Below are 25944 nucleotides of genomic sequence, written 5' to 3' on the forward strand. Positions count from 1 at the left end.
GATGCGCAATGGGACGCTCGTCGGTGTTCACTTTCCAGTACATCGCCATCGACACGGAGGCTGGTGTCACGCCGGAGGAGTTCGAGACCTTCGTGCGTGCTGAAGGCGTTCACCTGCCCTTGTACCCGGGGTGGCGGTGGACTCTGCTGCGCGGGTTGCGCGGAGAGCGGACCGGGCAGTACCTGATGTTGTACGAGATCGAGAGCGCCGAGCAGCGCGACCGCTACGTCACGGCCAGGGGTGAGCAGACCGAGCCGGCCCGGCAGTTCTGGGCGCGGCACCCCGAGGCGGAGGCGGTGCTGGCGCGGTGGAGGCAGTTGGGCACGTTCGCTGAGCTGCCGACGTTGTTCACCGACTACCGGCTGCTGGCCGACAACCCGCGGAGCACGGTCACGCCCGGCCCCCGCTACCGCGACCGCCCGGGGGAGGAGCCCGTCGCCCGGGTCGTCGGGATCCACAACCTGGCGTTGCGCGCCGGGGTGACCGAGGAGGTGTTCGACCGCTTCATCGCCGAGAACCACCACCGGATCGACGACTACCCGGACTGGCGGTTCCACGTGCTCAAGGGCGAGCGGGGCAACCGCCTCGACCAGTACGTGATGATGATGGAGATCGCGAGCCTGGAGGCGCTGGACGTCTTCTACCCCGAGCCCGACATCGCCACCGGCGAGGCCGCGGAGTTCGCGGCCGCGCACCGCGACACCAAGCAGATGTACGAGGAGTGGAAGCAGCTGGCCTCGTTCTCGGGCTCGCCGCAGATCTACACGGACTACCTCGCCGTCGCGGAGAACCCGGCGTAGTTCCGCACGACCGGGACGGGCCGGCTCGCCGAGGGCAACGTCAGGTGTCGCGTCGGAAGCGGCGAACACACGACGGTGGTCGACTGCGCGCCGGACCGACCGTGCCCGAGACTGGCGCCACGGAATCCGTTCGGCGAAAGGGGACGCGCGTGGTGGACGTGGTGGTGGTCGGGGCCGGGGTGATCGGGACGTCGATCGCGCTCGAGCTGGCCCGGGCGGGGCGGAAGGTGGTCGTGCTCGACCGTGCGCCGGGTGCGGGGCAGGGGTCGACGGCGGCGTCGAGCGCGGTCGTGCGCTTCAACTTCTCGACCGCGGCCGGGGTCGCGATGGCGTGGGAGGCGTACTTCGGCTGGCGGGACTGGGCCGGGCACCTCGGGCACGACGTCGGCGATCTCGCGCGGTTCAGCCGGTCCGGCCTGGCGATGCTGGACGTCGACGCCGCCCCGCGCGCGTCGTGGCTGCCGCTGTTCGACGAAATCGGTGTGCCGTACGAAGAATGGGACAGCGCGACACTGGCCGAACGGATCCCCGGCATCGACACCGGGCGCTACTGGCCGCCCAAGCGCCTCGAGGACGACGAGTTCTGGGCGGACGCGCCGGGCTCGCTCGGCGCGGTGTACACCCCGGACGCGGGGTACGTCTCGGATCCGTCGCTGGCGGCGGTCAACCTGGCCGCCGCGGCGGCCGCCGAAGGCGCGCAGTTCCGCTTCCGCGCCACCCTGGCCGACGTGGAGGAGTCCGGCGGCCGGGTGACGGCGGCCCGCCTGGCGGACGGCACGCGGATGCCGTGCGGGGTGGTCGTCAACGCGGCCGGGCCGTGGTCCGGAGCGGTGAACCGGCTGGCCGGGGTGGGGGCCGACTTCACCGTCGGCGTGCGCCCGCTGCGGCAGGAGGTCGCACACGTCCCGGTTCCGGTGGGGTACCGCGGGCCCGCGGTGGCGGACATGGACCTCGGCACGTACTTCCGCGGCGAGGTCGGCGGCGACCTGCTGGTAGGTGGCACGGAACCGGAGTGCGACCCGCTGCGGTGGATCGAGGACCCCGACACGGTCGACGTTCACCCGACGGCGGCGGTGTTCGAGGCCCAGGTGACGCGGGCGGCGCGGCGGCTGCCGGAGCTGGCGGTGCCGAACCGGCCGCGCGGCGTCGTGGGCGTGTACGACGTGGCCGACGACTGGACGCCGATCTACGACCGGACGGACCTCGACGGCTTCTACGTCGCGATCGGGACGAGCGGCAACCAGTTCAAGAACGCCCCGGTGGTCGGGCAGGTGCTGGCGGAGCTGATCGACCGGGTCGAAAACGGCGCCGACCACGACACCTCCCCGGTGCGGTTCCGGGCACCGCGCACCGGCTTGGAGATCGACCTGGGCGCGTTTTCCCGTCGGCGCAGCCGGAACTCCGCGAACTCGGGCACCGTGCTGGGCTGAATCCCCAGCCCGGTTGCCGAGTGGGGGGCGCTGCCTTTCGCGTCAGTGGCCGAGGTGGTCGCGATAGGCCGTGGCCAGGACCCGCAGCTTGAGCCCGAGGTGCAGCATCAGCCGGTCGTCGCCGGAGTCCAGGCGGCACCCGGTGATCTGCTCGACCCGCTTGAGCCGCTGGTACAGCGTGGCGCGGTGGACGCGCAGGGAATCGGCGGTGCGCTGGATGTTGCCGCCGTGGTCGAAGAACTCGGTCAGCGTGGCGAGCAGGACGTCGTGGGGGTCCGCCCGCTCCACCGCCGCGAGCGCCGGCACCGCGGCGGCGTCGATCAGGTCTTCCGGCGGCAGCTTCAGCAGGAGCTCGTACGGCCCCAGCTCGCCCCAGCGGGCCGGTGACCCGATGCCGGGCAGCAGCAGGGCCGCGCGGGCGGCCAGGAGCGCTTCGCGGTAGGACGTGAGGACGTCGCCGAGGGCCGTCACGGTTCCGCCGAGCCCGAAGACCGGCTGGGCGTTCTCGTCGCCGAACCGCCGGAAGCGGGTCGTGATCCGCTCGGCGATCGCGGCCACCAGGGCCCGGGACGGCGGAACCCGCTGCACGAGCAGGATCCACGCGCGTGACCGGTTCGCCACCATCAGCGCGACGTCGTCGGGAACCGCGCGGACGCCTTCCTCGACCGCCGCTTCGAACGCGACCTCTTGCGGCGCGGCGGCCGTCCGCGAAGCCGGGCACTGCACGGCGAGCACGGTGAAGTGGCCGCTCTCGACGCCGAAGAGCTGTTCGGCGCGCAGGTCCTCGATCGCCTGGGCGCGCACGGCCGGGTCACCGGAGACGAGCTCGCGGAGGATGCCTTCCTGCCGCGCCTTCGACCGCTCGTGCAGCAGCAGCCGGCGCAGCAGCACCGCCCCCGCGGCGTCGGCGGCTTCACCCGCGGCCGCCGTCTCCCGCTCGGTGAACGTGCCGTCCCTGTCGATCAGCCACAGGTAGCCCAGCAGCATGCCGTCGCAGCGGACCGGCGCGCACAGCCGCGGCGCGCCGCCCTCGACGTCGACGACGCCGGGTGCGATCCAGCGGCCGATGCCCTGGGCGAGGATGCGATCGACGATCCGCGGTTCGACCGCCCGGTTCAGCACCGAGCCGACGCGCATGGCGTCTTCGTCCCCGAAGTGGCGGCTGGCGGCGAGCAGGCGGATGGCCGGGTCGTCGATCGCGACCGAGCGCCGCAGGCGCTCGGCGAGTTCGTCCACGATGGACTGGAGGTCGCGGTCGGACACGGTACCCCCTTCCCCTCTCGGTGGCCGGCCGTCCACGGTAACCCAGGCGGGACGGGGTCGCGCAGGCGTTCCCGGGCGCGAGGTTCGACCTGCCGGCGACTGTCATGGCGTCAGGCCCGCGCGTCGAGCAGTGCCGACTCCGCCTGGTCGGCCAGCCAGCCGGCCGCCTGTTCCAGGCTCCAGCCGAAGCTCCACATCGTGCGCCACGACTCGAACCCGAAGTAGAACCACAGGATCTGCCCGACCCGGGCCCGGTCCAGCCCGGCGCGCAGCCCGCCGATCTCGACGAGACGGCCGGCGGCGACGTCGAGACGCGCCCGGGTGGCGCGCACCGCCAGGTCGGCCGCCGCTCCGACGTCCCGGTCGGCCGTGCGGTTGTCCAGGAGGATCGCGAGGATCTGCTTCCGGCGCCGCTGCACCGAACCCGTGCCCTCGGCCACCAGCCGCACCACGGCGCGGACGTCCGCGCACTCGGTGACCGCGCGTGCCGCTTCGACGGCTTCTTCGTCGCGGGCACCGTCCTCGGTCAAGGCCGTCACCAGCGCCGGCTTGCCGCCCACGCTGGTGTAGACGGTGTTCACCGCCACCCCGGCGGCCTCCGCGACGGCGGCGACGCTCGTGCGGGCGTACCCCCGCTCGGCGAACAGCGTGGCCGCCGCGTCGAGGATCGTCCGGCGGGTGTCCTGGGCGTGCCGTTCCCGCACCGACGACCGGTAGTCACGTACAGCCATCCGTCGATGCTACCTCTCCACATTGAGAGTATGGTCGTTACTATGAATATGGGGATACTCCAGTCAACCGAACCGGCCGATGACGTCGTGGTCGTCGGCGCGGGGCCGGTGGGCCTGTGGACGGCGGCGGAGCTGGGCCTGGGCGGCGTGCCCGCCGTGGTCCTGGAGCGGGCCGTCGAGCGCAGCCCGCACTCCAAGGCGCTGGGCGTGCACCCGCGCACCTTGGAGGTGCTCGCGATGCGCGGGCTGGCCGAGCGGTTCCTGGCCGAGGGGGTGCCCATCCCGCGGTGGCACTTCGGCATGCTCGAGACGCCGATCGACCTCGGCGTGCTCGACACGCCCTACCCGTTCATGCTCGCCGTTCCCCAGCGCCGCACCGAGGAGCTGCTCGAAGAGCACGCGCTCGCGACCGGGGCGCGGATCCTGCGCGGCCACCGCGTCACGAACCTGACGCAGGACGCGGACGGCGTCCGGCTGGAGGTGTCCGGACCGGACGGCTCCTACACCCGCTCGGCGCGATACGTCGTCGGAGCCGACGGTGTCGGCAGCGTGGTGCGCACGTCGGCCGGGATCGCCTTCCCGGGCACCGAAACGACGTTCTACAGCTACCTCGGCGAGGTGCGGGTGACGTCGGAACCGGTGCGCAGCGCCCACAACGAGCACGGCGCGATGCTGGCGGTGCCCCTGCGCGACGGCCGGTACCGGATCTCCGGTGTCGACAAGCCGACCAGTCGCCGACCCGGCCCGTTGACCCTGGAAGCCTTGCGCGAGGCCACGATCCGCGTCGCCGGCAGCGATTTCGGGATGCACGACCCCAGCTGGCTCACCCGGTTCGGCGATGCCGCGAAGCTCGCGGAACGCTACCGCCACGGCCGGGTGCTGCTCGCCGGCGACGCGGCGCACCGGCATCTGCCGGCCGGGGGAGTCGGCCTCAACGTCGGCGTCCAGGACGCGATGAACCTCGGCTGGCGCCTGGCGGCGGTCGCCCGGGGCGACGCGGACCCGGCGCTGCTGGACGCCTACCACGACGAGCGGCACCCGGTCGGGGAGCAGCTGGTCGAGCACACCCAGGGCCAGTCGGCGCTCATCACCGCCACGACCCCGGACGGGATGGCCCTGCGGGCGGTGCTGAGCGGGCTCATCGCCGAAGTGCCGGAGCTTTCGCTGGCGCTGGCCCGCAAACTGTCCGCTTTGGACGTCGCCTACCCGGGCGGCGACCACCCGCTGACGGGCACGCGGGTGCCGGTCCCGCAGCCGCGCCCGGTCCTCCTCGTCGCCACGGCCGCACCGATCCCGGCGGCCACCGAGGCCGCGGCGAAGCGAGGAATCGACGTCGTCACGTCACCACTGCCGTGGACATCGGCGGCAGTGGTGCTCGTCCGCCCGGACGGACACGTCTGGTGGGCCGCGGACGAGGTGGACGACGAGCGCATCGCCGCGGCGGTGGACGACGTCGGCGTCCGGTTCCCCGAAGGGGGGTGAACGGCCACCGCCGAAGGCGGCTCCGGCCACGCAGGACCGCTCACGGTCGGCGCCGGGCCGGCGAACCTCCGGTACCCGACCACCGAACGACACCGCATGGGCCATCTGGCCGACGGGCACGAGATCGGCTGAGTCTGCGGTCCGTGGTCGCCGCCGGTGCCCTCGGGGTCGAGGGCAGGGCTCCGGCAAAGTCGGGTGGGGCGATGCGCCGCCCGGCACCACCGCCCGCGGAACGCCAGGCCGAAAAGGCGCTTCGGCGGTCATCAACGACTCGTTCATCGCATCCGGCGAGGTGAACGACTCGTTCATGCCATCCGCCAACCGCCGCCTGAACGACTGCCCACCGCCTCGCCACGCCACAAGGGCCGACGCCGAAGGCGAGAGGCCCCCGAGAACGGGCACCGACGAGGACCCAGACTCCCCCGCACCCCGATCCGAAGCCACAACACGGCCGGCAGCGCCGGGTCAAGGCATCTTTCCCGCCTTGACGCGGTGTTGCCGGCCGTAGTCACAATGACAGCTTCGGGGTGCCGGAAGGGCTTTGGCAGAACAGCTGCCCCCGCCCCACCCCACCTCACGCGACCAGCAAAGTCGGCCGGGGCGATGCTCCGCCCGACCCCACCGCCCACGGAACGCCGGACCGAAGAGGCACTTCGACAGAATGCCGAGCGTCGATGGTCATCAACGACTCGTTCATCGCATCCGGCGAGATGAACGACTCGTTCATGACGTCACCGGCCACCGGACCGGCCGCACCGATCCGACTTTGCCGGGACCCGGGGTCGAGGGCGGGCCGGCGACCGCGGCCTACTTCCGCAGCGCCGTCTCGAAGCGAGCTGCCTCGGCGATGGCGCGCAGAACGCCGATCGCGTCCGCGCCCATCGCGTGCAGGCCGACGTTGTTCGCTCCCGCCGCCAGTTCCGCGTCGATGCCGGCCGCGACGGCCGTCGCGTCGCCGTGCAGCACGAGCGCGTCGATCAAGCGGTCGTCGAAGGGGTCGGTGAGGTCCTCGTCGGTGTAGCCGATGCGCCGGAGGTTGTTGGCGTAGTTGGCGATACCGAGCATGGGGCGCACGCCGGCCCGGGCGGCCTCCCGGGCCCGTCCGGCGTCGGTGTCCAGCAGGACGCCGTGGCCGGGCACCACCAGCTTGTCCGGTCCGAGAGCCTGCCGGGCGAGGCGGGTGTGTTCGGGTGTCACCTGCAGCGTGAGGGTGCCCGCCGCGCGGTCGGCCGCCAGCCGGAGCATCTTGGGCCCGAGCGCGGCCAGCAGCACGCGGTCGGCGGGGACGCCGGCCGCGGTGAGGGTGTCCAGGTAGCTCGCGACCTTCGCCAGCGGGGACGCGTACCCGGCGTTGATCTCGCGGTGGCCGGCACCGATGCCGATGAAGAGCCGGTCGGCGTGCTTCCCGGCGATCCGGTGGTAGGAGCCGGCGACCTCCTCCGCGTCTTCCTGCCACACGTTGAGCACGCTGGTGCCCACCACGATCCGGCTGGTGGCGTCGAGCAGCCGCTCGGCCGCGAGGAGATCCGCGGCCGGTGAGGCGGCCAGCCAGATCGCGTCGTAGCCGGCTGCCTCCAGGGCGACGGCGTCCGCCGCGGTGGCCTCGGCGGCGGTCAGGTAGGCGCCGAGCGGTCCCAGTTCGATGGTCATGATCACGACTTCAGCACCAGCGGGCGGCGCGCACCAGCACCAGTCGGCACGTGCTGCGATAAGCTCGCCTTATCGTCGAGGTCAACCGGGGTGGAACCGTGGAGCTGCGGGCACTGCGCTATTTCGTCGCCGTCGCCGACGAGCTGCACTTCGGCCGGGCGGCCGAACGGCTGCACGTCGCGCAACCGGCCGTCAGCCAGCAGATCGCCCGGCTGGAGCGGGAGCTCGGGGTCCGGCTGCTCGACCGGTCGCCCCGGCGGGTCCGGCTCACCGCGGCCGGGCACCGCGTGCTCGACGCGGCGCGCGGCACGCTCGCCGCGGCCGGCCAGGTGCGGCTCGCGGCGCAGCAGGTCACGGCGACCGTGCGCATCGGCACGGCCGCCGGCATGACCGCCCGGCTGGAACGCGGAATCGACGCGTTCCGCGAGCGGGCGCCGGAGTTCGACGTCGTGCTGGTCGACCTGCCGGTCGAAGCGCGGCTCAACGCGCTCCGGCAGGGTGAGCTCGACCTGGCGCTGATTCGAGGCGTGCGTTCCGTGCCCGGGCTGGAGGTGCTGCCGACCTGGCGCGAGCGCCTGTTCGCGGTGGTGTCCCGGCACCATCCGGCTGCGGGCCAGGAGGCCGTCGGCTTGGCCGAGCTGGTCGACGACACGCTGCGCGTCCCGGCTCGCGAGTACGACCCGCTGCTGCACGATGCTGTGGTCTCGGCTTTGCAAGGTAGCGGGCTGCACCCGAGGGCGGGCCGGCCGACGGGCACGCTCCAGGACACGGTCGTCGAAGTCGGCTCGGAGCCGCGGAGCTGGACGGTGTTGCCGGCCGACCAGGTCGCCGAGGTGCGCTCGACCCGCGTCCGCGCGATTCCGATCGAGCCGGCGATCACGATCGCCGGCAGCGTCGTCGTCGCCCCGGACACGGCGAGCAGTGCGGCCGGGTGCGCGGTGGCGGCCTTCCGCGACGAGGACGTCCCGCACCGTCCATAGTGGACTGGGTTCCGCCACGTCGCCGTGAACGAGGTCCTGGTCCGGCGGACGTGGGTGCGTTGCACCCACGCTCGGGGACCCGGCCCGGATTACTGTCGTCGTCGTGGACAGTGAGAACAAGCTCGGTGCCTACCTGCGAGCGCGACGGGCCCTGCTCCAGGCGCGGGACGTCGGTCTGCCCGACGACGGCCCGCGGCGGGTGCCGGGGCTCCGGCGCGACGAGGTGGCGCTGCTCGCCGGGGTGAGCACCGACTACTACGTCCGGCTGGAGCAGGGCCGTGAGCGGCACCCGTCCGACCAGGTGCTCCAGTCGATCGCTCGCGCGTTGCAGCTGGACGACGCCGCCGCGGCGCACCTGTTCCGGCTCGCCCTGCCGGTGTTCGGGGCGACCGCGGCCACGTCGCTGACTGTCGCCCCGCAGTTGATCCGGCTGATGGACGGCCTGTCGGACGTGCCCGCCTTCCTGGTCGGTGCGGCGCAGGACATCCTCGCCGCGAACGCGATGGCCCGGGAGCTCTACCGCGGCTTCGCCCGGTACGACAACTTGCTGCGCATGATCTTCCTGGACCCGTACGCCAGGTCTTTCTACGGTGACTGGGACGCCGCGTCGCGGCTTGCGGTGAGCAACCTGCGCGCGTCGTCCTCACAGTTCCCCGCGGACGAGCACATCGAGCGGGTCGTCGGCGAACTGACCTTGCGCAGCCCGGCGTTCGCGAACCTGTGGGCCCGCTACGAAGTGCGTCCGCGAACCACCGAGGTGAAGCACTTCGTGCACCCGCAGGTGGGGGAGCTGCGGCTGCACTTCGAGACGCTGGCCGTCGCCAGCGCCCCCGGACAGCACCTGTCCGTCTACAGCGCCGAGCCCGGTAGCGCCGGCCACGACGGCCTGGTCCTCCTGCGCCGGCTGGCCGAGCAGGCGGCCCGCTCCGACGACGCCGACGAGGACGAAGCCCTGGAGAAAGGTGACACCCGAGCATGACCACCTCGCTCGGCGCCCTGCGGCTGACCGCCGCATAACCGACGCTCGTCCGGAGCTCGTGCCGACGCGACCCGCCACGCCGGCGTTCGCCGACGTCGGTGACCTCGACATGCCCACCCCGATCCGTGTTCGCGGACCTCCTTCACCTGCTGACGCGTGCTCCACCGGCGCGCCGGTCGTAACCGAAAGCGTGACCAGGTAATGACTTCGACATCGAAAACGGCCGCCCGGACGTGGGTGGGCGTGGTCACCCTGCTGGCCGGCACGCTGCTGCCGCCCCTGGACTTCTTCATCGTCAACCTCGCCATCCCGTCGATCCAAGACGACCTCGGTGGCGGCGACCTCCTGGGCCAGCAGATCGTGGCCGGCTACGCCGCCACCTATGCCGTGACGCTCACCCTCGGCGGCCGGCTCGGCGACCTGTACGGGCGGCGGCGAGCCTTCCTCATCGGCCTCCTCGGATTCGCTTTCGCCTCGCTGCTGTGCGGCTCGGCCGGCGACCCCTGGCTGCTCCTCGCCGGGCGCGTCCTGCAAGGTCTGACGGCCGCGCTCATGGCGCCGCAGTCCCTGGCCCTCATCCGCGCGAGCCTCGACGGCCGTGACCAGACGGTCGCCCTCGGCTTCCACGGTGCGACCCTCGGCCTCGCCGCGGTCATCGGCCAATCCCTGGGCGGCCTCCTCGTCACCGCCGACGTCTGGGGCCTGGGCTGGCGGGCGATCTTCCTCATCAACCTGCCCGTCGCGGCCCTGGGTCTCCTCGGCAGCCTGTTCCTGCGCGACCCGCACACCCGCGGCGCGGAAAGGCTCGACTGGATCGGCGCCACCCTGCTCTTCGCGGGTCTGGCCGGGATCGTCATCCCGTTGGTCGAGGGGCGCGCCCTGGACTGGCCGTGGTGGTGCTTCGTCCTGGTCGTCGCCGCCGTCATCCTGCTGCGCGGGTTCTGGCGCTACGAGTCATCGCTCGGCAGCGGCCGGCGCGGACGCGTCACGGCCCTGGTGCCGCCCGGAGCGATCACCGCGCCCGGGGTGCGGATCGCCCTCGTTTCGGTCGCCCTGTTCTACTCGATCGCCGCGTTCTTTCTCGTCTTCTCCGAACACGAGCAGACGGTCGGCCGCACGCCGCTGCAGGCGAGCCTGGACATCCTGCCGCTGGGCATCGGGTTCCTGATCGGCCCGCTGACCGTGCCGTACCTCGTGCGGGTCATGGGGCGCCGGATCGCCGCGCTCGGCCTGTGCCTGGAGACCACCGGTCTCCTCGCCTTCGCCGGGCTCATCGTCGCCTTCGGCCACCCGCCGTGGATGGCGGCGCCGCTGGCGCTCATCGGCTTCGGCCAGGGGCTCGCGCTGCCGTCGCTGATCCGCATCACGGTCACCCACCTGCCGCGCGCGTTCGCCGGGCTGGCCAGCGGCCTGGTCAACGCGACCCTGCAGCTCAGCGCGGCCCTGTCGGTCGCGATCATCGGGGGTCTCTTCTTCACCGTGGCCGGCGCGTACGGGTCGACCGCCGCCATCACCGCGGTCTCGCTCCTCATCGCCACGCTGCTGTTCGGCTCCGCCCTGCTGTCGCTGCGAACCGAACGGGTTCCGCTCGCTAGGCCCAATCCGGTGCCGGACGGGGGAGTGGGCTGGCGCCCTCCGGCCGGAGGCCGTCGAAGATGATCGTGAGGTAGCGCAGCCACAGATCCGCGGGGGCGCCGGGCAGGTTCTCGACGACGTGCACCGGGGCGCAGATCAGCAAGAACACGTCGGTGCCCGTGACGTCGTGGCGGAGAGCACCGCACCCACGTGCCCGGTCGACCAGCACGGTCACGTCCGCGTGCAGGCTGTTCCGGATTTCCGTGACCGTGGCGTCGCCGGCGCCGGCCGAGATGAGGAACGTCAGGTCGCGTTGCCGGCGGCGATCTCCTGCCACCGTCAAGAATTCCAGCAGCGCCGCGCCCGGGTCCGGGGCTTCGGCCAGCCGCTCCGCGACCTCCCTCAGTTCCGCCAGGTGGTTCGCCACGACCGCGACGATCAGCTCCTCCTTCGTCGCGAAATGACTGAACACGGTCCCCTTGGCGACCCCGGCGCGCCGGGCGATGTCCGAGACCGACGCCTCGATGCCCTTTTCGGCGAACTCGTCCTCGGCCGCGGCCAGAACGCGTTCACGGTTGCGCATCGCGTCGGAGCGCGGGCGACGGGCGGAAGACGACATCGCGTCATCCTAGCAACTTGACCCGCTGGTCATTTTATGTGTAGCGTCGATCCTAACTTGACCGATCGGTCATTTTATGGAGGACAGCATGAAGCTGCACGGCGCGACCGCGCTCGTCACCGGCGCGAACCGCGGACTCGGCCACCACCTCGCGAAGGAACTGCTGCGGCGGGGGGCGAAGGTCTATGCCACCGCACGCCGGCCCGAGCTGGTCGACCTCCCGGGCGCCGAGGTGCTGCGCCTCGACATCACCGATCAGGCGGCCGTGGACGCGGCGGCGTCGGCGGCCCCGGATGTGGACGTCCTGATCAACAACGCGGCCTTCACGGCCGGAGGCAACCTCACGACCGGCGATCTCGGTGCGATCAGGCAGGTGATGGACTCGAACTTCTACGGCACCCTGTCGATGATCCGGGCGTTCGCCCCGATCCTCGCCCGCAACGGCGGTGGCGCCATCCTCAACGTCCTCTCCGCGGTGGCGTGGACGACGGTCGACGGCAACACGTCCTATGCCGCCGCGAAGTCCGCCCAGTGGGGGTTGACCAACGGTGTCCGCGTGGAGCTCGAGCCGCAGGGCACCCTGGTGGCCGCGCTGGTTCCCGGCTTGATCGCGACCGAGACGCTGCGCGACTACGTGCGGGCGGCCGGGCTCGAGCTTCCCGAAGAGGTCATGCTCGACCCGGCCGCCCTCGCCCGGACGGCGCTCGACGGGCTCGAAGCCGGCGACATCGAGATCCTGGACCGCATCGGCGCCGAGGCGAAAGCGACCCTCACCGGTGCACCGCAGGCGTTCGATCTCGCCGCACTCGCCGGGTGACGCGGATCGGGCCGCTACGGGACGACCACCCGGACCCCGGGCAGTGCGATCCGCACCTCGACGTCCGGCGCGAGGCGGGCGACGGCGTCGGCGTAGTGGCGCGGATCCTGATCGCCCTTGGTGATCATGCGGTCGCCGAGGTAGCCGCTGTGGAAGGCGTAGTGGTGGGGGACGGCGAGTGCCGGCCGCAGCACGGCGGTCAGCTCGGCCGCCTGCTCGGCGTCCATCACCACTTGGGCCAGGTTCGCCGGTCGGATGCAGAGGCCGTTGGTGGGCAGGATCGTGAGGTCGACCGGTCCGAGGCGATCGGGGATCTCGTCGAGTTCGGGCACCCGCAGCGAGTCGCCGCCGAAGAACACGGTTCGGCCGCCGGCCTGGAGCACGAACGTCACCTCGTGGACGCCGTGCTCGCCGGGGGTGGCGGTGACCGTGAGGTCGCCGACCCGGGCGGACTCCCACGCCTCGATGGTGTGCAGGGTGGTGAATCCCTTGTCCTTCGCGAGGGCGGTGACGGTGCCCGGTCCGATGACCGGGGTGTCCGGGTCGAGGCCGCCGGCGAGGAGGGCGTCGAGGTCGCAGTGGTCGTAGTGCTCGTGGCTGATCACGACCGCGTCGAGCCGGCCGAATGCGGACACGGGCGCCGCGAGCCGCTCGCCTTGGTGGTACGTGGCCGTTTCGGTGAACCACGGGTCGGTGAGGATCCGCAGGTCGCCGAGCTCGATCAGCTGGCACGCGTGGGCGATCCGGGTGACCGCGAGGGAGGTGCTCATGTCGTGGTGCTCCTTTCCGGGAACGGTCAGAGGTCGGTGATGGCGCCGAGGAGCTCTTCGGGCGTCTCGACCTGCGGCAGGTGCCCGGACCGGGGCAGCACGGTGAACTTCGCCATCGGGATCGCCGCCGCGTAGGCCTTGCCGTACTCGGTGCTGACGATCCCGTCGCTCTCGCCCCAGATGACGTGGACGGGCAGGTCGCCGAGCGTGCGGAGCCGGTCCAGCAGGGTCGGATCGGACATGGCCGGCCCCGTGTACGAGATCAGCGCCTGGACGTCCGGGCCCGGTGCGGTCCCGCCGGCGGCGGGCGGCGCCGGGGCCTTGCTCGGGTCGTGGAAGGACAGTTTGCCCAGCTCGGCGGGTGTGAGACCGGCGACGCTGGTCACGGGGTGCCCCTCGACCTCGGCGCCGATTCCGTCGACGATCACCGCGCCGCTGACCCGGGGACTGCCGAGGAGCGCCATCTCGGCGGCCAGCCAGCCGCCGAACGAGTTGCCGATCACCGTGACGTCGCCGAGGCCGAGCTCGTCGAGCAGGTCGACGTAGGCCGCCGCGAGCGCCCGGGTGGAGTCCAGGCCCGCCACCCGGGGGGTGCCCGCGAAACCGGGGTGGGTCGGGGTCAGCACGCGAGCGTGGGTGCGCTGGGCGAGCAGCTCGGCGAAGCCGGTCACGGTCGCCGGGCCGCCCCCGCCGTGCAGGAGCAGAAAGGGGCGGGTGTGGTCGCGGTCCTCGACGGTGATCACACCGCCGCCGACGGGCGTGCTGACGGTGCGGGTGGGCCGGAGGCTGCCGGCGGGGACGGAGTTGCTCATGCGATCTCTCCTTCTCGGCTAAGCTGTGTAAACAACCTTATATAAACATGCTTAGTTTGCCAAGTGGGAGGGGCGCGAATGGTGGGTTACGCTGCGTCGGTGTCACCGTCGCTCCAGGAGATCGGGCTCGCTGTGAAGCGGCTGCAGTGGCGTCACCACCGCGAGGCCAACCGCAGGCTGGCCGAACACGGGCTTTCCCTGGTGCAGTGGGACGTTCTCCGGCACCTGCACCAGCAGCCGGACGCCACGCTGCACACCTTGGCGGAGCTGACCTTCCAGACCGACCAGTCGATGGGGGCCCTCGCCAAGCGCATGATCGAGCGGGGCTTGCTGAAGCGGGTGGACGGGCCCGGCCGGGCCACCCGCCACCACCTGACCGGCGATGGCGAGCGTGCCTTCGAGGCCGGATCGTCCGTCGTGGAATCCGTCATGGCCGAGACCATCGGCACGCTGACCGAGGCCGAGCAGGCTGTCCTGCACGAACTCCTGATCAGGGCCGCCTGGCCGCGCTGACGGTGCCGGGCCGCGGTCGCCGCGCCGGTATGGGTCGGCGCGCCGCCCGGTCGGGGCTCAGATCTGGTTCTCGCCGCCGTCGACGTACACGTTCGCGCCCAGCATGAAGCTGCTGTCGGGCGCGCACGACACTCTGGCCGCGTGGCGCGCACTGGGCAGGAGCACCTGCGCGAGCGCTTTCGGCGGGCCGTCGACGAGGGTGATCTGCCCACCGTCGCCGAGCCGGAGCTGATCGCCCGCTTCGTCATGACGATCGCGAACGGCCTGGCCGTGCAGGCGGCGGGCGGCGCGACCCGGGAGGAGCTGCAGCGGGTGGCGGAGCTCGCGCTGCGGAACTGGCCGCCGGCTTGAGCGAGGTGCTGCTCAGGCCGGCGGCCTTCGGCTGAGAATTCGGCTACGCCGGGCCGATCGCGCACACTGAATGCACGGCGGTCCCGAGCGCCTCGCGGTGCAGCGCGTCGAGCCGATCCAGGACCACCGCCGAACCGGTCGCCAAGACCAGCTGCACGGTGCACGGGGTCCGCTCGGCTCGGATGTCCACAGTGGACGCCAGTCGCGCGAGCAGGTCCGTGGTGAGCCGGTCGAGCCGCGTGCGGATCTCACCCAGGTCCGGGCGGGTGGTGGGGGCCTCGTCCGGGTGTGCCGTCCAGCGGGCGAAGAGCCCGCGCTGCACCACCTTGCTGGCGGTGATCTGGTCGCGGAAGAACGCCGCCGCCGCGTCCGGGTCCAGGCCGATGGCCGCGGCCTGGGCGCGCACCTGGTTCAGCACCTGCTCTTCGCGGGCGGGATCGTCGATCGGTGAGCCGGTGCCGAACTTGGCCGCGGCCACGTCGTCGCCGACGCGCAGGCGTTCGACGACGAGATCGGTCAGCGGGCCGAGGCTGCCGATCGCGCTGTTCGCCGAGAGCCCGGCGGGAACTTCGGCGGCCGTGGCCGTGGGGACGGTCAGCGTCATCGTGCCGGCGACCGTGAGTGCCGTGGCGGCGATGCCGCGGGCCACCTTCGTGCTCGTCCTCAACTGCTTGCCTCGCTTTCGTGGATGGGAAGGTAGGTGACGCCGGTGAGGTGCTCGGACGCCGCCCGCAGCCGCCGCCGCAGGCGGTCGTCGTGGGGCAGCGCGCTGGAGGTGACCAGCTCGGGGTAGCCCGTGCGCCCGCTTTCGCGCCCGCCCCCGGTCCGGGCGAGGCCCGGGTGCCCGGCCACCGCGATCGTCGGGCTCCCGGCAGCTCGCAGGCGGCGGTCGAGTTCGTGGGCGAACAGCAGGTTCGCCGGCTCGGCCCGGTTGCAGGCCGCCGTGAACCGGCAGGCGCGGCCGTGCTGGGCGGGGATGTCCTCGAACGACCAGCGTTGCCGTGTCACGGGTGCCCCTTCCGACTGTATGTAACGATCACTATAGCACTGTAAGATAGAACGTTCGGTCTTGACTTGGCGCGACCCGGCGGTCCACAGTGAGCGGGATAGAACGTTCGGTATCGCGGACTGGTCCGCGATCGTGAAGGGATTCCCGTCATGACCAAGCCTCTGTACCTCGGCATCGCCACCTCGACCGGCGACGGGCGCGCGGGAGGGCAGGCGCGGTCCGACGACGGCCTGCTCGACATTTCCCTGGCGATTCCCAAGGAAATGGGTGGCCCCGGCGGTGCGACCAACCCGGAGCAGCTGTTCGCGGCGGGCTGGGCCTCGTGCTTCCACTCGGCGCTGAAGGCCGTCGCGGCGCAGCGGAAGGTCAAGGTCACCGACTCCGCCGTCGTCGCGGAGGTGCAGGTGCACTCGACGCCCGAAGGCGGGTTCACCCTCGGCGCGGCGCTGCACGCCGAACTGTCCGGTGTGGACCAGGCGACCGCCGACCAGCTCGTCGAGGGCGCCCACGCGATCTGCCCGTACTCCAACGCGACGCGCGGCAACATCCCGGTGACCGTCGACGCGACCGTCGCCTGAGGCTCGCGGCCGGGTCGGTGGGGAACACCGGCCCGGCGCGGACCTATCATGGCCGGATGGTGAGGGACTCCGCAGCGACGGCTGCCGGCTTGAGCAGCCAAGAGGTCATCTTGAACGCGGCGCGCGCCCTCGTCGGGGAAAAAGGCTATGACGGCATGGCCATTTCGGACTTGAGTGCCCAGTCCGGACTGCCGCCGAGCTCGATCTACTACCACTTCGGCAACAAGCTCGGCGTCCTGGCGGCGCTGCTGGAGCGGACTTTCGACGAGCTGCACGCGTTGTTCCCGAACCCGTCGTCCTTCGACGAGCTGGCGCCGCTCGACCGCCTCGAGGCGTGGTTCTCCGCGGCCTGCGATTCCCTCGACCGCCGGCCGGACTACCTGCAGCTGCTCGTCGCCATCAGTGTCGGCCCGCAGAAGGACGCCGAGGCGGTGCGGGCGACCGTGCGCCGCATCCGCGACTACGCTCACGCTTCCTGGGTCGCCGCGCTCACCCCGATCTTCGCCCCCAACGGCGGTAAGAACAACGAAGCCCTCGTCCAGGAGCTGGCGATCCTCGGGCGTGCCTTGACGGACGGGCTTTCGGTGACCAACAGCTTCGACGGCGCGAGCTACAGCTCGCAGGTCGCCCCCTTCGTCACCCTGATCCGCGGCCTGGCGGACCAGCGGGCGGCCAAGCGCAAGCGCTGACCTCTTCCCGATCGTCCTTGATAACGCCGCCGCCCGTTGTATAGTGAGCGCTACATACAACGAATGGGGCGGCACAGTGACGAGCACTCTGGATGTCGGTGACGCCCGGCTGGCCTACACCGAGGCCGGTTCGGGCAGCCCGGTCGTGTGGCTGCACGGCTCGGGGCCGGGCGCCACCGGGATGAGCAACTTCGGCGGCAACCTGGCCGCCTTCGCCGACCACCGGAACATCGTGGTCGACCTGCCGGGCTGGGGCGAGTCCCCGCGGCCCGAGACGGACGAGCCGCTGATCTTCCACGCCGCCGATCGCGTGTGCCGCGCGATGACGGCGCTCGGGATCGAGCGGGCCCACCTGGTCGGCAACTCCTACGGCGGCGCCGTGGCCATGCGGATCGCGATGCGGCACCCGGAGCGCGTGGACCGGCTCGTGCTCATGGCGCCGGGCGGGGTCCTGCCGGCCGACGCGCCGCCCTGGCCCGTCGGCCTCGAACGCCTTTTCGGTTACATGGCCGCGGAAAAGCCTTCGCGCGACGCGATGGCCGAGTTCGTGCGCCTGATGGTGTACGACGAGTCGCTGGCGACCGAAGCGCTCGTCGACGAGCGGTACGAATCGAGCCTGCGCGCGCACCCCGAGCTGCCGATCCCGCCGAACTTCGGCGACCTGACCCCCGACCTGGGCCGGATCGCCGCCCCCACGTTGCTCGTGTGGGGCCGGGAGGACCAGACCGTGCCGCTGACCTGGGCGCCCACGATCCTCGACGGCATCCCGAACGCGGAGCTGCGCGTGCTGTCGCACTGCCGGCACTGGGTCCAGTACGAGCGCGCGCCCGAGTTCAACCACATCGTCCGCGAGTTCCTGCAGGGCGGCGCGGCCGCCGCGGCGGAGGGATGACACCGTGGGAATCAGGAAGCTGGGCTACGTCGGCCTCGAGGTCACCGACGTCGACGCGTGGACGGACCTGCTCGTGCGCACGCTGGGCGTCGGCGTCACCCACGCCAAGTCCGGTACGGACGAGGTCGTCCTCGCCGAGCTCGACGAGTTCAAGTACCGTCTCGCCCTTCATCCGTCCACTGTGGACCGTCCGCGTGAGCTGGGCTGGATCGTCGACTCGCCCCGCGAGCTCGACCGGCTGACCCGGCGGCTCACCGACGCCGGGTTCACCGTCTCCGACGCGACCGCGGAGGAGGCCGAACTACGCGGCGCCACGCAGCTGCGCTGGTTCACTGACCCGGTCGGCTACCGCGTGGAGCTGGCGGTCGGGGAAGCCAAGGTGCGCCTCGGCGTCGACCGTCCCGTCGGTGGCCCCGGCGTCACCGGCTTGGGGCACTTCGTGCTCGCCAGCCCGAAGCTCGAGGAACTGCGCGAACTGTACGAGTCGGTGCTCGAATTCAAGCTGACCGACTACCGCGCGCCCGGCCTGTTCTTCTTCCGCTGCAACCGGACCCATCACAGCATCGCGCTCGCCAACGCCGAAACCGCGTCGATCCACCACCTCGAGCTCGAACACGGCTCGATCGACGACGTCGGGCGGGCCTACGACCGGGCCCAGGCCAACGCCGTGCCGATCTCGATCAGCCTGGGGCGGCACATGAACGACAAGGCGATCTCCTTCTACGTCCGCAACCCCAGCGGCTTCCACCTGGAGATCGGCTGCGGCGGCATCGAAGTCGGCGACGACTGGGTGCCGCACGACTTCGGGCGCTCGGACGAGTGGGGGCACCACCACGCGGACGCCAACCCGTTCGCCGCGCCGAAGTCCTGAGCCTCGCGGGCGGCCTTCAGCTCATCGGCAACGGCGTCGCGGAGAAGACGCCGTCGGGGTCGACGGCGGCCTTGACGCGCCGCAGCCGCGGCAGGTTGTCGCCGTAGGCGTGGGGGATCTGGTCGGTCGCGTCCGGGCCGAGCAGGTTGGCGTACCCGCCGGGGAAAGCGTGCCCGGCTAGCTCAGCCGACGCCGCGTCCGCCCAGCCTCCGGTGTCCTCCCCGATGGCGAGGATCTCGGCCATCAGGTGCGGCCGGCGAAGGCCGAACGCGGTGTCGGCGGCGTCGACCCTCGCCGCGGTGCCGTGGAAGTGGTGCAGGCTGATCCCCGACAGCGGCGTCGGCAGCCGGCCGCCGAACCGCTCGACGACGTCGATGACGTCCTCGTCGAGCCCGGGCACCGAGCGGGTCCGGATGGTGACGTGCCTGCCGTCGGGGAACATCGCGTCCCGCCCGGCGATCGCGCTCGCGTGGGGAACGGTGGCCAGCTGGGCGAGCAGGGGGTCGCCGAGGCGGGTCAGCGCCGCCACCGGCCCCGCGGGGTCCTCGCCGGTGGCGACGTCGCCGGCCCAGGTCGGCAGCACGAGCAGCGCGGGCGAACCGTCCGGTGCGGCGATCGCGCCGGTTTGGATCGTCAGGTCGTCGGCTGCCCCGTGCTGCGCCTCGCGCACCCGCGCCAGCACCTGCCCGGCCTGGTGCCAGGGGTAGCGCACCAGGCCGGTCACCACCGCCGGCACGGCGTGCAGCCGGACGGTCATCGACGTGACGACGCCGAAGTTGCCCCCTCCGCCGCGCAGGGCCCACAGCAGGTCCGGGTCGTGCCGGGAGTCCGTGCGCACGACCGATCCGTCGGCCGTGACGACTTCGGCGGCCAGCAGGTTGTCCGCGGCGAGGCCGATCCGCCCGGCCAGCGGCCCGTAGCCGCCGCCCAGGGTGAGCCCGGCGACCCCGACCGTGCCGATGGTGCCGGTCGCGGCGACCAAACCGTGCTCGCCGGCCGCGGCCAGCAGGTGGTTGGCGGACGCGCCGCCCCCGACCTCGGCGGACCGGGTGGCGGGATCGACGCGGACCCCGCTCAACGGCCGCACATCCAGGGTCAGGCCCCCGTCGGTCAGTGCGCGACCGGCCCAGTCGTGGCCGCGGGAGCGGACGGAGAGCGGCAGGCCGAACTCGCGGGCGGTACGCACACCGAGCACCACGTCGACGGTGGAGGTGCAGGTCAGCACGAGGGCGGGCCGGTGTGTCACGGCGCCGTTCCACAAGGCGACGCTGTCGGCGTAGCCCGGGCCGGACGAGTGCACTTGGCGGTCCGGCACCCAGGTGCGCAGCGCGCGGTGGGCGTCGGCGAGCGAACGGGCGTGGTCGCGGGTGTGGGGCATGGGCGTCCTTCGTCGAGGCAGGGGAGTACCGAACGTTCTCCTCTTTGAATGTAGCGTTCACTCCAACCGCGCGCTATTCCGCGACAATGTGACTTGGCGTAGTGATACCGACCGTTCTATCTGCTAAGCTTGAAAGATGGTGCGCAACGCTCGTGGTCAGGTTTCCGAAGCGCGGTCGAGGCTGCTCGCGACGGCCACGCGGATCTTCTACGCCGAGGGCCTGCACTCGGTGGGGATCGACCGGATCGTCGCGGAAGCACAGGTCACCCGCGCCACGTTGTACCGGCACTTCCCCAGCAAGGACGACCTCGTCGTCGCCTACCTGGAGGGTGTCCACGAGATGGAGCGCGAAGGGATCGACAAGGCTGTCGCCGGTGGCCTGCCGGCGGCCGACGGCCTGCGGGCGATCGCCAAGTCGATCGCCGAGGGCATCGGGTCGGCCCACTTCCGGGGCTGCGCGTTCCTCAACGCGGTGGCGGAGTACCCAGACCCCGCTCACCCCGTGCACCGGGCCGTCCTCGCGCATCGCGAGTGGTTCTTCCGCACGGTCACCGATCGGCTCGCGCAGGTGGGCGAGGCTCCGCCGGAGCCGGCGGGGCGGCACTTCGTGATGCTGCGCGACGGCGCGATGGCGGCGGGCTGCCTGGCGGATCCCGCCGAAGTCTGCGACACGTTCCGCCAGGGGGTCGACGGGATCCTGGAACACCGCCTCGCCTCCGTGGGGAAGTGACCCCGCTTCCGGGGTAGAACGTTCGGTCTTGACGAGGGTTGGGATCGTCACTACGGTGGGTTGTGTATTGATCGCTCCATACAAGGAGTGATCCGGGCGCCGCGTGTCCACCGAAGGAGACCCCCGTGAGTACTGCCTCCAGTGCCCTCGCACCGTCGCTGCGGCGGTTGTACTTCACCCGCTTCGCCTTCGCCCTCGTCTGGGCCGCGGCGTCCTCCGCGTGTGGGGGAGCTGGGCCATCGTCTCGGGCCTGGCGCACCGCGGCCGCCTGGTGGTGAAGTCCACCTCGAGCCGCCGCCCGAGGTGCCCCGGCAACATCGTGCTGAAAGCGCTTCCGGCCGTGATGATCGTGGCGTCGCTGGGTTTGCTGGTCTTCCTTTTCACTGCCGGCCGGCGCAACCCGCTGACGATCGCCCTGGGCGCCACGACGGTCGTCGGGACGCTCGGGATGATGGCCGGCGGCGGGGGCAAGGGCGGTGGCGCCAAGCGCGCCGAGATGGACGAGGACCGCGAGGACTACCTCCGCTACCTCGGGCAGATGCGTGACCGCGCGCGGGAGGCGATGGTCGACCAGCGCGCTGCCCTGGAGTGGGTGCACCCGGAACCGCAGTCGCTGTGGTCGCTGGGGGCGAGCCGCCGGATGTGGGAGCGGCGGCAGAACCACTCGGACTTCCTGCACCTGCGCGTGGGACGGAGTTCGCACCGGCTGGCCACGCGGCTCGTGCCGCCGCAGACGGGGCCGGTGGACGAGCTGGAGCCGATGTCGACCTTGGCGTTGCGCCGGTTCGTGCGGGCGCATTCGATCGTGCCGGACCTGCCGGCGCAGATCGCGTTGCGGGGCTTCGCCGCGGTGTGCCTGCAGGGTGGAGCTGGACATCGAAGCCGCCGCCGAGGGCATGCGTCCGCACAAGTTGTGAGCGCCAGACACGTGTCCATCGCGGAACCGTACTGACGCCCCGCGGTCTCGCCCATGGTCACGCGGTCGGCCGCCACCGCGGTCTCGGTGCTCGCCCGGTTCCGCGACTGGAATCTGCCGGGCTCGACGACCACCACGGGCACGTTCCACGGCCGCAATTCCTGCCGCAGCGTGGCGCTGGGCCGGGTGCTGGCGGATCGGGCCATGGATGTGGTGCTGGCCAGGAGTCTCGGCTCGCCGCGCCGCCTGCCGGACTGATCTCCTCCGGGCCTCGCCGAGCGAGACGGTGCGGCAACGGCGAGTCAGCGGTAGCCAACGGATCGGCCGAGTTGTAGAGTGAGCGCTACATACAGAGCTTCCCCGGGGGGACGTAACCGGCCGCCGCAACGAAGCGAGGTTTCCCTTGAACGTCCTTGAACAGGTGAAGAACTCACCGATGAGCCGCGCTCAGGTGAGAGCGGTCGTGCTGTGCCTCGTGATCAACCTGATCGACGGGTTCGACCTCCTGGTCACCTCCTACGTCGGCCCGGCGATCACCCGGCAGTGGAGCTTGTCCCCGTCGGCGGTGGGCGTGCTGCTCAGCGGCGGGCTGGCCGGCATGGCCGTCGGCGGGCTCTTCCTCGCCCCGCTGGCCGACCGCGTCGGCCGCCGCCGGCTCACCCTCGGCTGTCTCGCCCTGGCTTCGCTGGGCATGCTCGCCGCCGCGGCGGCGCAGGACTTCGGCCAGCTGCTCGCCTGCCGGGTGGTGACGGGAGCGGCCGTGGGTGCGATGGCGGCCAGCCTGCCGGTGCTCACCTCCGAGTACGCGAACCACCGGCGCCGGGGGCTGGTGGTCGCGCTGATCACCACCGGCTACGGCCTGGGTTCGGTGATCGCCGGAATCGCGTCGAGCGTGCTGCTGGGCGCGTTCGGCTGGCGCTCGGTCTTCGTGTTCGGCGCCCTCGTCACGGCGCTCCTCTTCGCTGTGGCACTGCGATTCCTGCCGGAGTCGATGGACTTCCTCGTCGCCCGGCGTCCCCGCCAGGCACTGGACAAGCTCAACCGGATCCTCGTCTCGATGGGCCGCACTCCGGTCGACGAGCTGCCCGCGGCGCCGTCGGCGGCCGCGACGCGCAAGGTGGTCCTCGACTCGCTGTTCCGCGGGCGCAACGCGGTGCGGACCGTGCTGGTCTGGGTGGCTTTCGTCTCCGCGCAGCTGATGTTCTACTTCGCCAGTTCGTGGACGCCCAGCCTGCTGCTGAACGCCGGGATGTCCAGCGGCCAGGGCATCAGCGGCGGTGTCCTCCTGAGCCTCGGCGGCGTGACGGGCGCGGTCCTGCTGGGACTGCTGGTGTCCCGGTTCGGCCCGCGCCGGCTGACCGCCGCCTACTTCGGCATCGGCGCCCTCGCCCTCATCCTGTTCTCCTTCTCGCTCGGCACGCTGGCGGTCGCCCTGGTCGTGGCGGTGCTCGTCGGGTTGTTCCTCAACGGGACGGTCACCGGGATCAACGTCATCGTGCCGAGCCTGTACCCGGCCGAAGCCCGCGCGACCGCCCTCGGCATGGCGGTCGCGGTGAGCCGGCTCGGTGCCGTCCTGGCCCCGCTGCTCGCCGGGTTCCTGCTGCAGGCGGGCTGGGCGCCGGCCTCGATGTTCCGCTTCTTCGCGATCCCCGGTGTCCTCGGTGCCGTCGCGACGCTCCTGCTCGCCCGGTTCGGCCGGGTGCGCGAGAACGAACCCGCTCGAGCCGTCGCGCGGCTGCCGTGACGGGGCTCCCGACGTACGATCCACAACGGAGGACGAACGTGCCTGCCCTGGTGTTGCTGCACGGCGGCGGGCCCGGCGTGGACGCCGCGAGCAACTGGGCGAGCGTGCGGGCCGGGTTCGACGGTGAGTTCCGCTGCCTGGCCCCCGACCTGCTCGGCTTCGGCACGCAGCTCGCCGGGTCGGGCGGGATCGAGGGACCGCGGGCGTGGGCGCTCGTCCGTGCCCGGCAGGTCCTCGACCTCCTCGACCGCCACGGGCTGGACCGCGTGCACCTGGTCGGCAACTCGGCCGCGGGCGGTGCCGCGGCGCTGGCCCTGCTGTCCGTGGCACCCGATCGGGTCGGCCGCGTGGTCGTCATGGGCGGGGCGGGCACGGGACCGTCGCCCACGACGGTTCCCTTCTACGACAACCCGACCCGGAGGTCCATGCGGGCCACCCTCGGCCGGCTGGTCGCCGACGAGAGCGTCCACGAAGGACTCCTGGACGAACTGACCGGGCTTCGGCTGGAGCAAGCACTCCGCCCCGGCGCGGAGGCGGCGTTCCGGTCGATGTTCGCCGACGTCGTGGGCGGCCCGCCGCCGGTCGACCTCACCAAGATCACCACCCCGGTCCTCGCCCTGCACGGCGAGCGCGACCGGGTCCAGCCGATCGAGGTCTCCGAGCGCCTCGCCGACGCCCTGCCGCACGGTCGCCTGCACGTCGTGGCGGGCGCCGGGCACTGGATCCACGTCGACCGGCCGGACGAGTTCACCAAGCTGGCAGGGGAGTTCCTGAGCGCATGACCGGAATCCTGATCGTCGGCGCCGGCCCCGCCGGCCTGACCCTCGCCATCGACCTCGCGCAGCGCGGCGTGCCCTGCCACGTCGTCGAGGCCACTGACGAGCGGCCCGTCAACCCCCGGTGCAACACGACGTCCGCGCGGTCGATGGAGATCTTCCGGCGGCTCGGGCTGGCGGACGAGATCCGCCGGGCCGGGCTGCCCGGGGACTACCCGACGTCGATCCGGTACCGGACGACAGTGGACGGTGAGGAGATCTTCCGGATCGACCTGCCGTCCGCGCACGACGTCCTGGCCGGCGTCGGCAAGGACGGCTGGCCCACCCCGGAGCCGCAGCACCGGATCTCCCAGCTGTACCTCGAACCCATCCTCGAGCAGCACGCGCGCAAGCTCCCCGGCCTGACCTTCGAGCGCGGCACCCGCCTGGTCGAACTCCGGCAGCACGACGACCACGTCGAAGCGGTCCTGGAGACCGCCGGAGCCCGGCGCACGCAGCGCTACGCGTACGTGGCCGGCTGCGACGGCGCCCACAGCACCGTCCGCCGGGAGCTGGGCATCAAGTACGAGGGCGTCGACGCGATCCAGCGGTTCGTGTCGACCTTCGTCCGCTCGCCCGAGCTGGGCCGGCTCGCCGCGAAAGACCGGGCCTGGACGTACTGGACGTACGGCCGCCGGATCGCGTCGCTGATCGCCATCGACGGGGAGTCGTTGTGGCTCAACCACGTCGCGTTCGCCCCGGACCACGACACCGAGGGCGAAGACCCGGAACAGCTGCTGCGGGAGTCGGTGGGCCGGCCGGTCGAGCACGAGGTGCTCGGCGTGGTCCGCTGGACCGGACGGCGGCTGGTCGCCCGGCGGTACCGCGCCGGTCGCGTGTTCCTGGCCGGCGACGCCGCCCACATCTGGATCCCCGTCGGGGGATTCGGCATGAACGCGGGCATCCAGGACGCGGCGACCCTGGCGTGGATGCTCGCGGCCGTCCACCACGGCTGGGCCCCGCCGGAGCTGCTGGACGCCTACGAACTCGAGCGCAAGCCGGTCGGTGAGCAGTTCGCCGCCGCGGTGGGCGCGCAGGCCCGGACGTCGTTCGCGGACGTCTCGCCGGACATCCACCTGGCCGGGCCCGGAGGCGAGCGGGCCCGGGCGGAGTTCGCCGAGCGGCTGGCCGAAACCGAGCCACGGCGGTATTCCCCCGACGGCTTCAGCTTCGGCTACCACTACGCGGGCTCGCCGCTGGTGGTCGGCGGCGAAGACCACGCCGACATCACCATGGGCGGCTACCAGGATCGCGCGCGGCCCGGGTTCCGGCTGCCGCACGTGTGGCTCGACGATGGTCGGCCGGTGTTCGACGTGCTCGGCTCCGGCTTCACCCTGCTGCGCACGGACCCGGGCATCGCCATCACGCCGTGGACCCTCGCCGCCCGCGAGCTCGGGATCCCGCTCACCGTCGTCGACCTGCCGGCCCGGTGGTCCGCGGAGCTGCTGCTCGTGCGTCCCGACCAGCACGTCGCCTGGATGGGCGGCGCCGACGCGCGGCCGGCCGAACTCCTCGGCACAGTCACCGCCCGCCGTCGATAACGGACACCA

The 25944-nt window shown here is 72.1% G+C and carries 27 protein-coding genes and 1 pseudogene; 19 read left to right on the forward strand and 9 right to left on the reverse strand.

Features of this window, described 5'->3' with window-relative positions; genetic code table 11:
- Window positions 1-8: 8 nt before the first annotated feature.
- Window positions 9-800, forward strand: coding sequence for a hypothetical protein (locus ACERZO_RS02525; RefSeq protein ID WP_372660997.1), 792 nt, complete (start codon window positions 9-11; stop codon window positions 798-800).
- A gap of 149 nt (window positions 801-949) precedes the next feature.
- Window positions 950-2230 carry an NAD(P)/FAD-dependent oxidoreductase gene (locus ACERZO_RS02530; RefSeq protein ID WP_372661000.1) on the forward strand — a complete coding sequence of 427 codons (1281 nt, stop codon included), beginning with the start codon at window positions 950-952 and terminating at the stop codon, window positions 2228-2230.
- A 42-nt stretch (window positions 2231-2272) separates the two neighbouring features.
- Here ACERZO_RS02530 and ACERZO_RS02535 read toward each other — a convergent pair whose 3' ends face one another.
- Window positions 2273-3493 carry a PucR family transcriptional regulator gene (locus ACERZO_RS02535; protein WP_372661003.1) on the reverse strand — a complete coding sequence of 407 codons (1221 nt, stop codon included), beginning with the start codon at window positions 3491-3493 and terminating at the stop codon, window positions 2273-2275.
- A 110-nt stretch (window positions 3494-3603) separates the two neighbouring features.
- A complete protein-coding gene (locus tag ACERZO_RS02540) occupies window positions 3604-4224 on the reverse strand; it encodes a TetR/AcrR family transcriptional regulator (protein WP_372661007.1) in 621 nt (206 codons plus the stop codon).
- Window positions 4225-4272: 48 nt separating this feature from the next.
- Here ACERZO_RS02540 and ACERZO_RS02545 point away from each other — a divergent pair, with 48 nt between their 5' ends.
- Window positions 4273-5706: an FAD-dependent monooxygenase gene (locus ACERZO_RS02545; protein WP_372661010.1), complete on the forward strand. Its 1434-nt coding sequence runs from the start codon at window positions 4273-4275 to the stop codon at window positions 5704-5706.
- Window positions 5707-6513: 807 nt separating this feature from the next.
- On the opposite strand, the gene ACERZO_RS02550 is transcribed toward ACERZO_RS02545, so the two are convergent.
- On the reverse strand, window positions 6514-7356 hold the full coding sequence (locus tag ACERZO_RS02550; RefSeq protein ID WP_372661012.1) for a TIGR03620 family F420-dependent LLM class oxidoreductase: 843 nt from the start codon (window positions 7354-7356) through the stop codon (window positions 6514-6516).
- A 98-nt stretch (window positions 7357-7454) separates the two neighbouring features.
- Here ACERZO_RS02550 and ACERZO_RS02555 point away from each other — a divergent pair, with 98 nt between their 5' ends.
- From ACERZO_RS02555 to ACERZO_RS02565, 3 genes are all read left to right on the forward strand, one after another.
- Window positions 7455-8336 carry a LysR family transcriptional regulator gene (locus tag ACERZO_RS02555; RefSeq protein ID WP_372661015.1) on the forward strand — a complete coding sequence of 294 codons (882 nt, stop codon included), beginning with the start codon at window positions 7455-7457 and terminating at the stop codon, window positions 8334-8336.
- Between the two features lie 103 nt (window positions 8337-8439).
- Complete coding sequence (locus ACERZO_RS02560; protein WP_372661018.1) at window positions 8440-9315, forward strand: helix-turn-helix domain-containing protein; 876 nt, start codon at window positions 8440-8442, stop codon at window positions 9313-9315.
- Between the two features lie 201 nt (window positions 9316-9516).
- Window positions 9517-10974 carry an MFS transporter gene (locus ACERZO_RS02565; protein WP_372661021.1) on the forward strand — a complete coding sequence of 486 codons (1458 nt, stop codon included), beginning with the start codon at window positions 9517-9519 and terminating at the stop codon, window positions 10972-10974.
- Here ACERZO_RS02565 and ACERZO_RS02570 read toward each other — a convergent pair.
- Window positions 10907-11509 (reverse strand): TetR/AcrR family transcriptional regulator, encoded by a 603-nt coding sequence (locus ACERZO_RS02570; protein WP_372661024.1) that lies wholly within the window; start codon window positions 11507-11509, stop codon window positions 10907-10909. The two genes, ACERZO_RS02565 and ACERZO_RS02570, sit on opposite strands and share 68 nt — an antisense overlap.
- Window positions 11510-11597: 88 nt before the next feature.
- Between ACERZO_RS02570 and ACERZO_RS02575 the strand changes: the two genes are divergently transcribed.
- Window positions 11598-12326 (forward strand): SDR family NAD(P)-dependent oxidoreductase, encoded by a 729-nt coding sequence (locus tag ACERZO_RS02575; RefSeq protein WP_372661027.1) that lies wholly within the window; start codon window positions 11598-11600, stop codon window positions 12324-12326.
- 14 nt (window positions 12327-12340) lie between these two features.
- On the opposite strand, the gene ACERZO_RS02580 is transcribed toward ACERZO_RS02575, so the two are convergent.
- A complete protein-coding gene (locus tag ACERZO_RS02580; RefSeq protein ID WP_372661030.1) occupies window positions 12341-13096 on the reverse strand; it encodes an MBL fold metallo-hydrolase in 756 nt (251 codons plus the stop codon).
- Between the two features lie 26 nt (window positions 13097-13122).
- Window positions 13123-13908, reverse strand: coding sequence for an alpha/beta fold hydrolase (locus ACERZO_RS02585; protein ID WP_372661034.1), 786 nt, complete (start codon window positions 13906-13908; stop codon window positions 13123-13125).
- A 99-nt stretch (window positions 13909-14007) separates the two neighbouring features.
- On the opposite strand from ACERZO_RS02585, the gene ACERZO_RS02590 reads away from it, so the two are divergent.
- Window positions 14008-14421, forward strand: coding sequence for a MarR family winged helix-turn-helix transcriptional regulator (locus tag ACERZO_RS02590; RefSeq protein ID WP_372661037.1), 414 nt, complete (start codon window positions 14008-14010; stop codon window positions 14419-14421).
- Window positions 14422-14562: 141 nt separating this feature from the next.
- Window positions 14563-14772, forward strand: coding sequence for a hypothetical protein (locus tag ACERZO_RS02595; RefSeq protein WP_372661040.1), 210 nt, complete (start codon window positions 14563-14565; stop codon window positions 14770-14772).
- A gap of 43 nt (window positions 14773-14815) precedes the next feature.
- Here ACERZO_RS02595 and ACERZO_RS02600 read toward each other — a convergent pair whose 3' ends face one another.
- Entirely contained in the window at window positions 14816-15439 is a 624-nt protein-coding gene (locus ACERZO_RS02600) for a chorismate mutase (protein WP_372661043.1), read from the reverse strand.
- On the reverse strand, window positions 15436-15780 hold the full coding sequence (locus ACERZO_RS02605; RefSeq protein WP_372661046.1) for a hypothetical protein: 345 nt from the start codon (window positions 15778-15780) through the stop codon (window positions 15436-15438). The genes ACERZO_RS02600 and ACERZO_RS02605 overlap by 4 nt, the downstream gene beginning before the upstream one ends.
- 150 nt (window positions 15781-15930) lie before the next feature.
- Here ACERZO_RS02605 and ACERZO_RS02610 point away from each other — a divergent pair, with 150 nt between their 5' ends.
- From ACERZO_RS02610 to ACERZO_RS02625, 4 genes are all read left to right on the forward strand, one after another.
- The gene (locus ACERZO_RS02610) at window positions 15931-16359 is read left to right on the forward strand and encodes an organic hydroperoxide resistance protein (RefSeq protein WP_372661049.1); all 429 of its coding nucleotides are present in this window, start codon (window positions 15931-15933) and stop codon (window positions 16357-16359) included.
- 56 nt (window positions 16360-16415) lie between these two features.
- Complete coding sequence (locus ACERZO_RS02615) at window positions 16416-17048, forward strand: TetR/AcrR family transcriptional regulator (RefSeq protein ID WP_372661052.1); 633 nt, start codon at window positions 16416-16418, stop codon at window positions 17046-17048.
- Between the two features lie 76 nt (window positions 17049-17124).
- Window positions 17125-17940 carry an alpha/beta fold hydrolase gene (locus ACERZO_RS02620; protein WP_372661056.1) on the forward strand — a complete coding sequence of 272 codons (816 nt, stop codon included), beginning with the start codon at window positions 17125-17127 and terminating at the stop codon, window positions 17938-17940.
- 4 nt (window positions 17941-17944) lie between these two features.
- Window positions 17945-18811: a VOC family protein gene (locus ACERZO_RS02625; RefSeq protein WP_372661059.1), complete on the forward strand. Its 867-nt coding sequence runs from the start codon at window positions 17945-17947 to the stop codon at window positions 18809-18811.
- 16 nt (window positions 18812-18827) lie between these two features.
- Here ACERZO_RS02625 and ACERZO_RS02630 read toward each other — a convergent pair whose 3' ends face one another.
- Window positions 18828-20189 (reverse strand): FAD-binding oxidoreductase, encoded by a 1362-nt coding sequence (locus ACERZO_RS02630; protein ID WP_372661062.1) that lies wholly within the window; start codon window positions 20187-20189, stop codon window positions 18828-18830.
- Window positions 20190-20325: 136 nt separating this feature from the next.
- Here ACERZO_RS02630 and ACERZO_RS02635 point away from each other — a divergent pair, with 136 nt between their 5' ends.
- The 6 genes and pseudogenes from ACERZO_RS02635 to ACERZO_RS02660 all read left to right on the forward strand — a co-directional run bounded on the left by ACERZO_RS02635 (window position 20326) and on the right by ACERZO_RS02660 (window position 25935).
- On the forward strand, window positions 20326-20919 hold the full coding sequence (locus ACERZO_RS02635) for a TetR/AcrR family transcriptional regulator (RefSeq protein ID WP_372661065.1): 594 nt from the start codon (window positions 20326-20328) through the stop codon (window positions 20917-20919).
- Between the two features lie 222 nt (window positions 20920-21141).
- Window positions 21142-21784: pseudogene (locus ACERZO_RS02640) on the forward strand (type VII secretion protein EccC); the annotation flags it as partial.
- Window positions 21785-21889: 105 nt separating this feature from the next.
- Entirely contained in the window at window positions 21890-22093 is a 204-nt protein-coding gene (locus ACERZO_RS02645) for a hypothetical protein (RefSeq protein ID WP_372661068.1), read from the forward strand.
- A 178-nt stretch (window positions 22094-22271) separates the two neighbouring features.
- Complete coding sequence (locus tag ACERZO_RS02650) at window positions 22272-23579, forward strand: MFS transporter (RefSeq protein WP_372661071.1); 1308 nt, start codon at window positions 22272-22274, stop codon at window positions 23577-23579.
- Between the two features lie 38 nt (window positions 23580-23617).
- Window positions 23618-24361 (forward strand): alpha/beta fold hydrolase, encoded by a 744-nt coding sequence (locus ACERZO_RS02655; protein ID WP_372661074.1) that lies wholly within the window; start codon window positions 23618-23620, stop codon window positions 24359-24361.
- Window positions 24358-25935, forward strand: coding sequence for an FAD-dependent monooxygenase (locus tag ACERZO_RS02660; protein WP_372661076.1), 1578 nt, complete (start codon window positions 24358-24360; stop codon window positions 25933-25935). The genes ACERZO_RS02655 and ACERZO_RS02660 overlap by 4 nt, the downstream gene beginning before the upstream one ends.
- Window positions 25936-25944: the final 9 nt, after the last annotated feature.

The organism is Amycolatopsis kentuckyensis, assembly GCF_041679295.1.
GTDB classification, from domain to species: Bacteria; Actinomycetota; Actinomycetes; order Mycobacteriales; family Pseudonocardiaceae; genus Amycolatopsis; species Amycolatopsis kentuckyensis_A.

Coding starts and splice junctions, on each gene's coding strand:
- ACERZO_RS02525 (WP_372660997.1), top strand. CDS start 9: ATGGGACGCTCGTCGGTGTTCACTTTCCAGTACATCGCCATCGACACG.
- ACERZO_RS02565 (WP_372661021.1), top strand. CDS start 9,517: ATGACTTCGACATCGAAAACGGCCGCCCGGACGTGGGTGGGCGTGGTC.
- ACERZO_RS02630 (WP_372661062.1), bottom strand. CDS start 20,189: ATGCCCCACACCCGCGACCACGCCCGTTCGCTCGCCGACGCCCACCGC.
- ACERZO_RS02645 (WP_372661068.1), top strand. CDS start 21,890: ATGGTCACGCGGTCGGCCGCCACCGCGGTCTCGGTGCTCGCCCGGTTC.
- ACERZO_RS02585 (WP_372661034.1), bottom strand. CDS start 13,908: ATGAGCAACTCCGTCCCCGCCGGCAGCCTCCGGCCCACCCGCACCGTC.
- ACERZO_RS02660 (WP_372661076.1), top strand. CDS start 24,358: ATGACCGGAATCCTGATCGTCGGCGCCGGCCCCGCCGGCCTGACCCTC.
- ACERZO_RS02575 (WP_372661027.1), top strand. CDS start 11,598: ATGAAGCTGCACGGCGCGACCGCGCTCGTCACCGGCGCGAACCGCGGA.
- ACERZO_RS02540 (WP_372661007.1), bottom strand. CDS start 4,224: ATGGCTGTACGTGACTACCGGTCGTCGGTGCGGGAACGGCACGCCCAG.
- ACERZO_RS02635 (WP_372661065.1), top strand. CDS start 20,326: ATGGTGCGCAACGCTCGTGGTCAGGTTTCCGAAGCGCGGTCGAGGCTG.
- ACERZO_RS02545 (WP_372661010.1), top strand. CDS start 4,273: ATGGGGATACTCCAGTCAACCGAACCGGCCGATGACGTCGTGGTCGTC.
- ACERZO_RS02610 (WP_372661049.1), top strand. CDS start 15,931: ATGACCAAGCCTCTGTACCTCGGCATCGCCACCTCGACCGGCGACGGG.
- ACERZO_RS02570 (WP_372661024.1), bottom strand. CDS start 11,509: ATGTCGTCTTCCGCCCGTCGCCCGCGCTCCGACGCGATGCGCAACCGT.
- ACERZO_RS02580 (WP_372661030.1), bottom strand. CDS start 13,096: ATGAGCACCTCCCTCGCGGTCACCCGGATCGCCCACGCGTGCCAGCTG.
- ACERZO_RS02550 (WP_372661012.1), bottom strand. CDS start 7,356: ATGACCATCGAACTGGGACCGCTCGGCGCCTACCTGACCGCCGCCGAG.
- ACERZO_RS02650 (WP_372661071.1), top strand. CDS start 22,272: ATGAGCCGCGCTCAGGTGAGAGCGGTCGTGCTGTGCCTCGTGATCAAC.
- ACERZO_RS02615 (WP_372661052.1), top strand. CDS start 16,416: ATGGTGAGGGACTCCGCAGCGACGGCTGCCGGCTTGAGCAGCCAAGAG.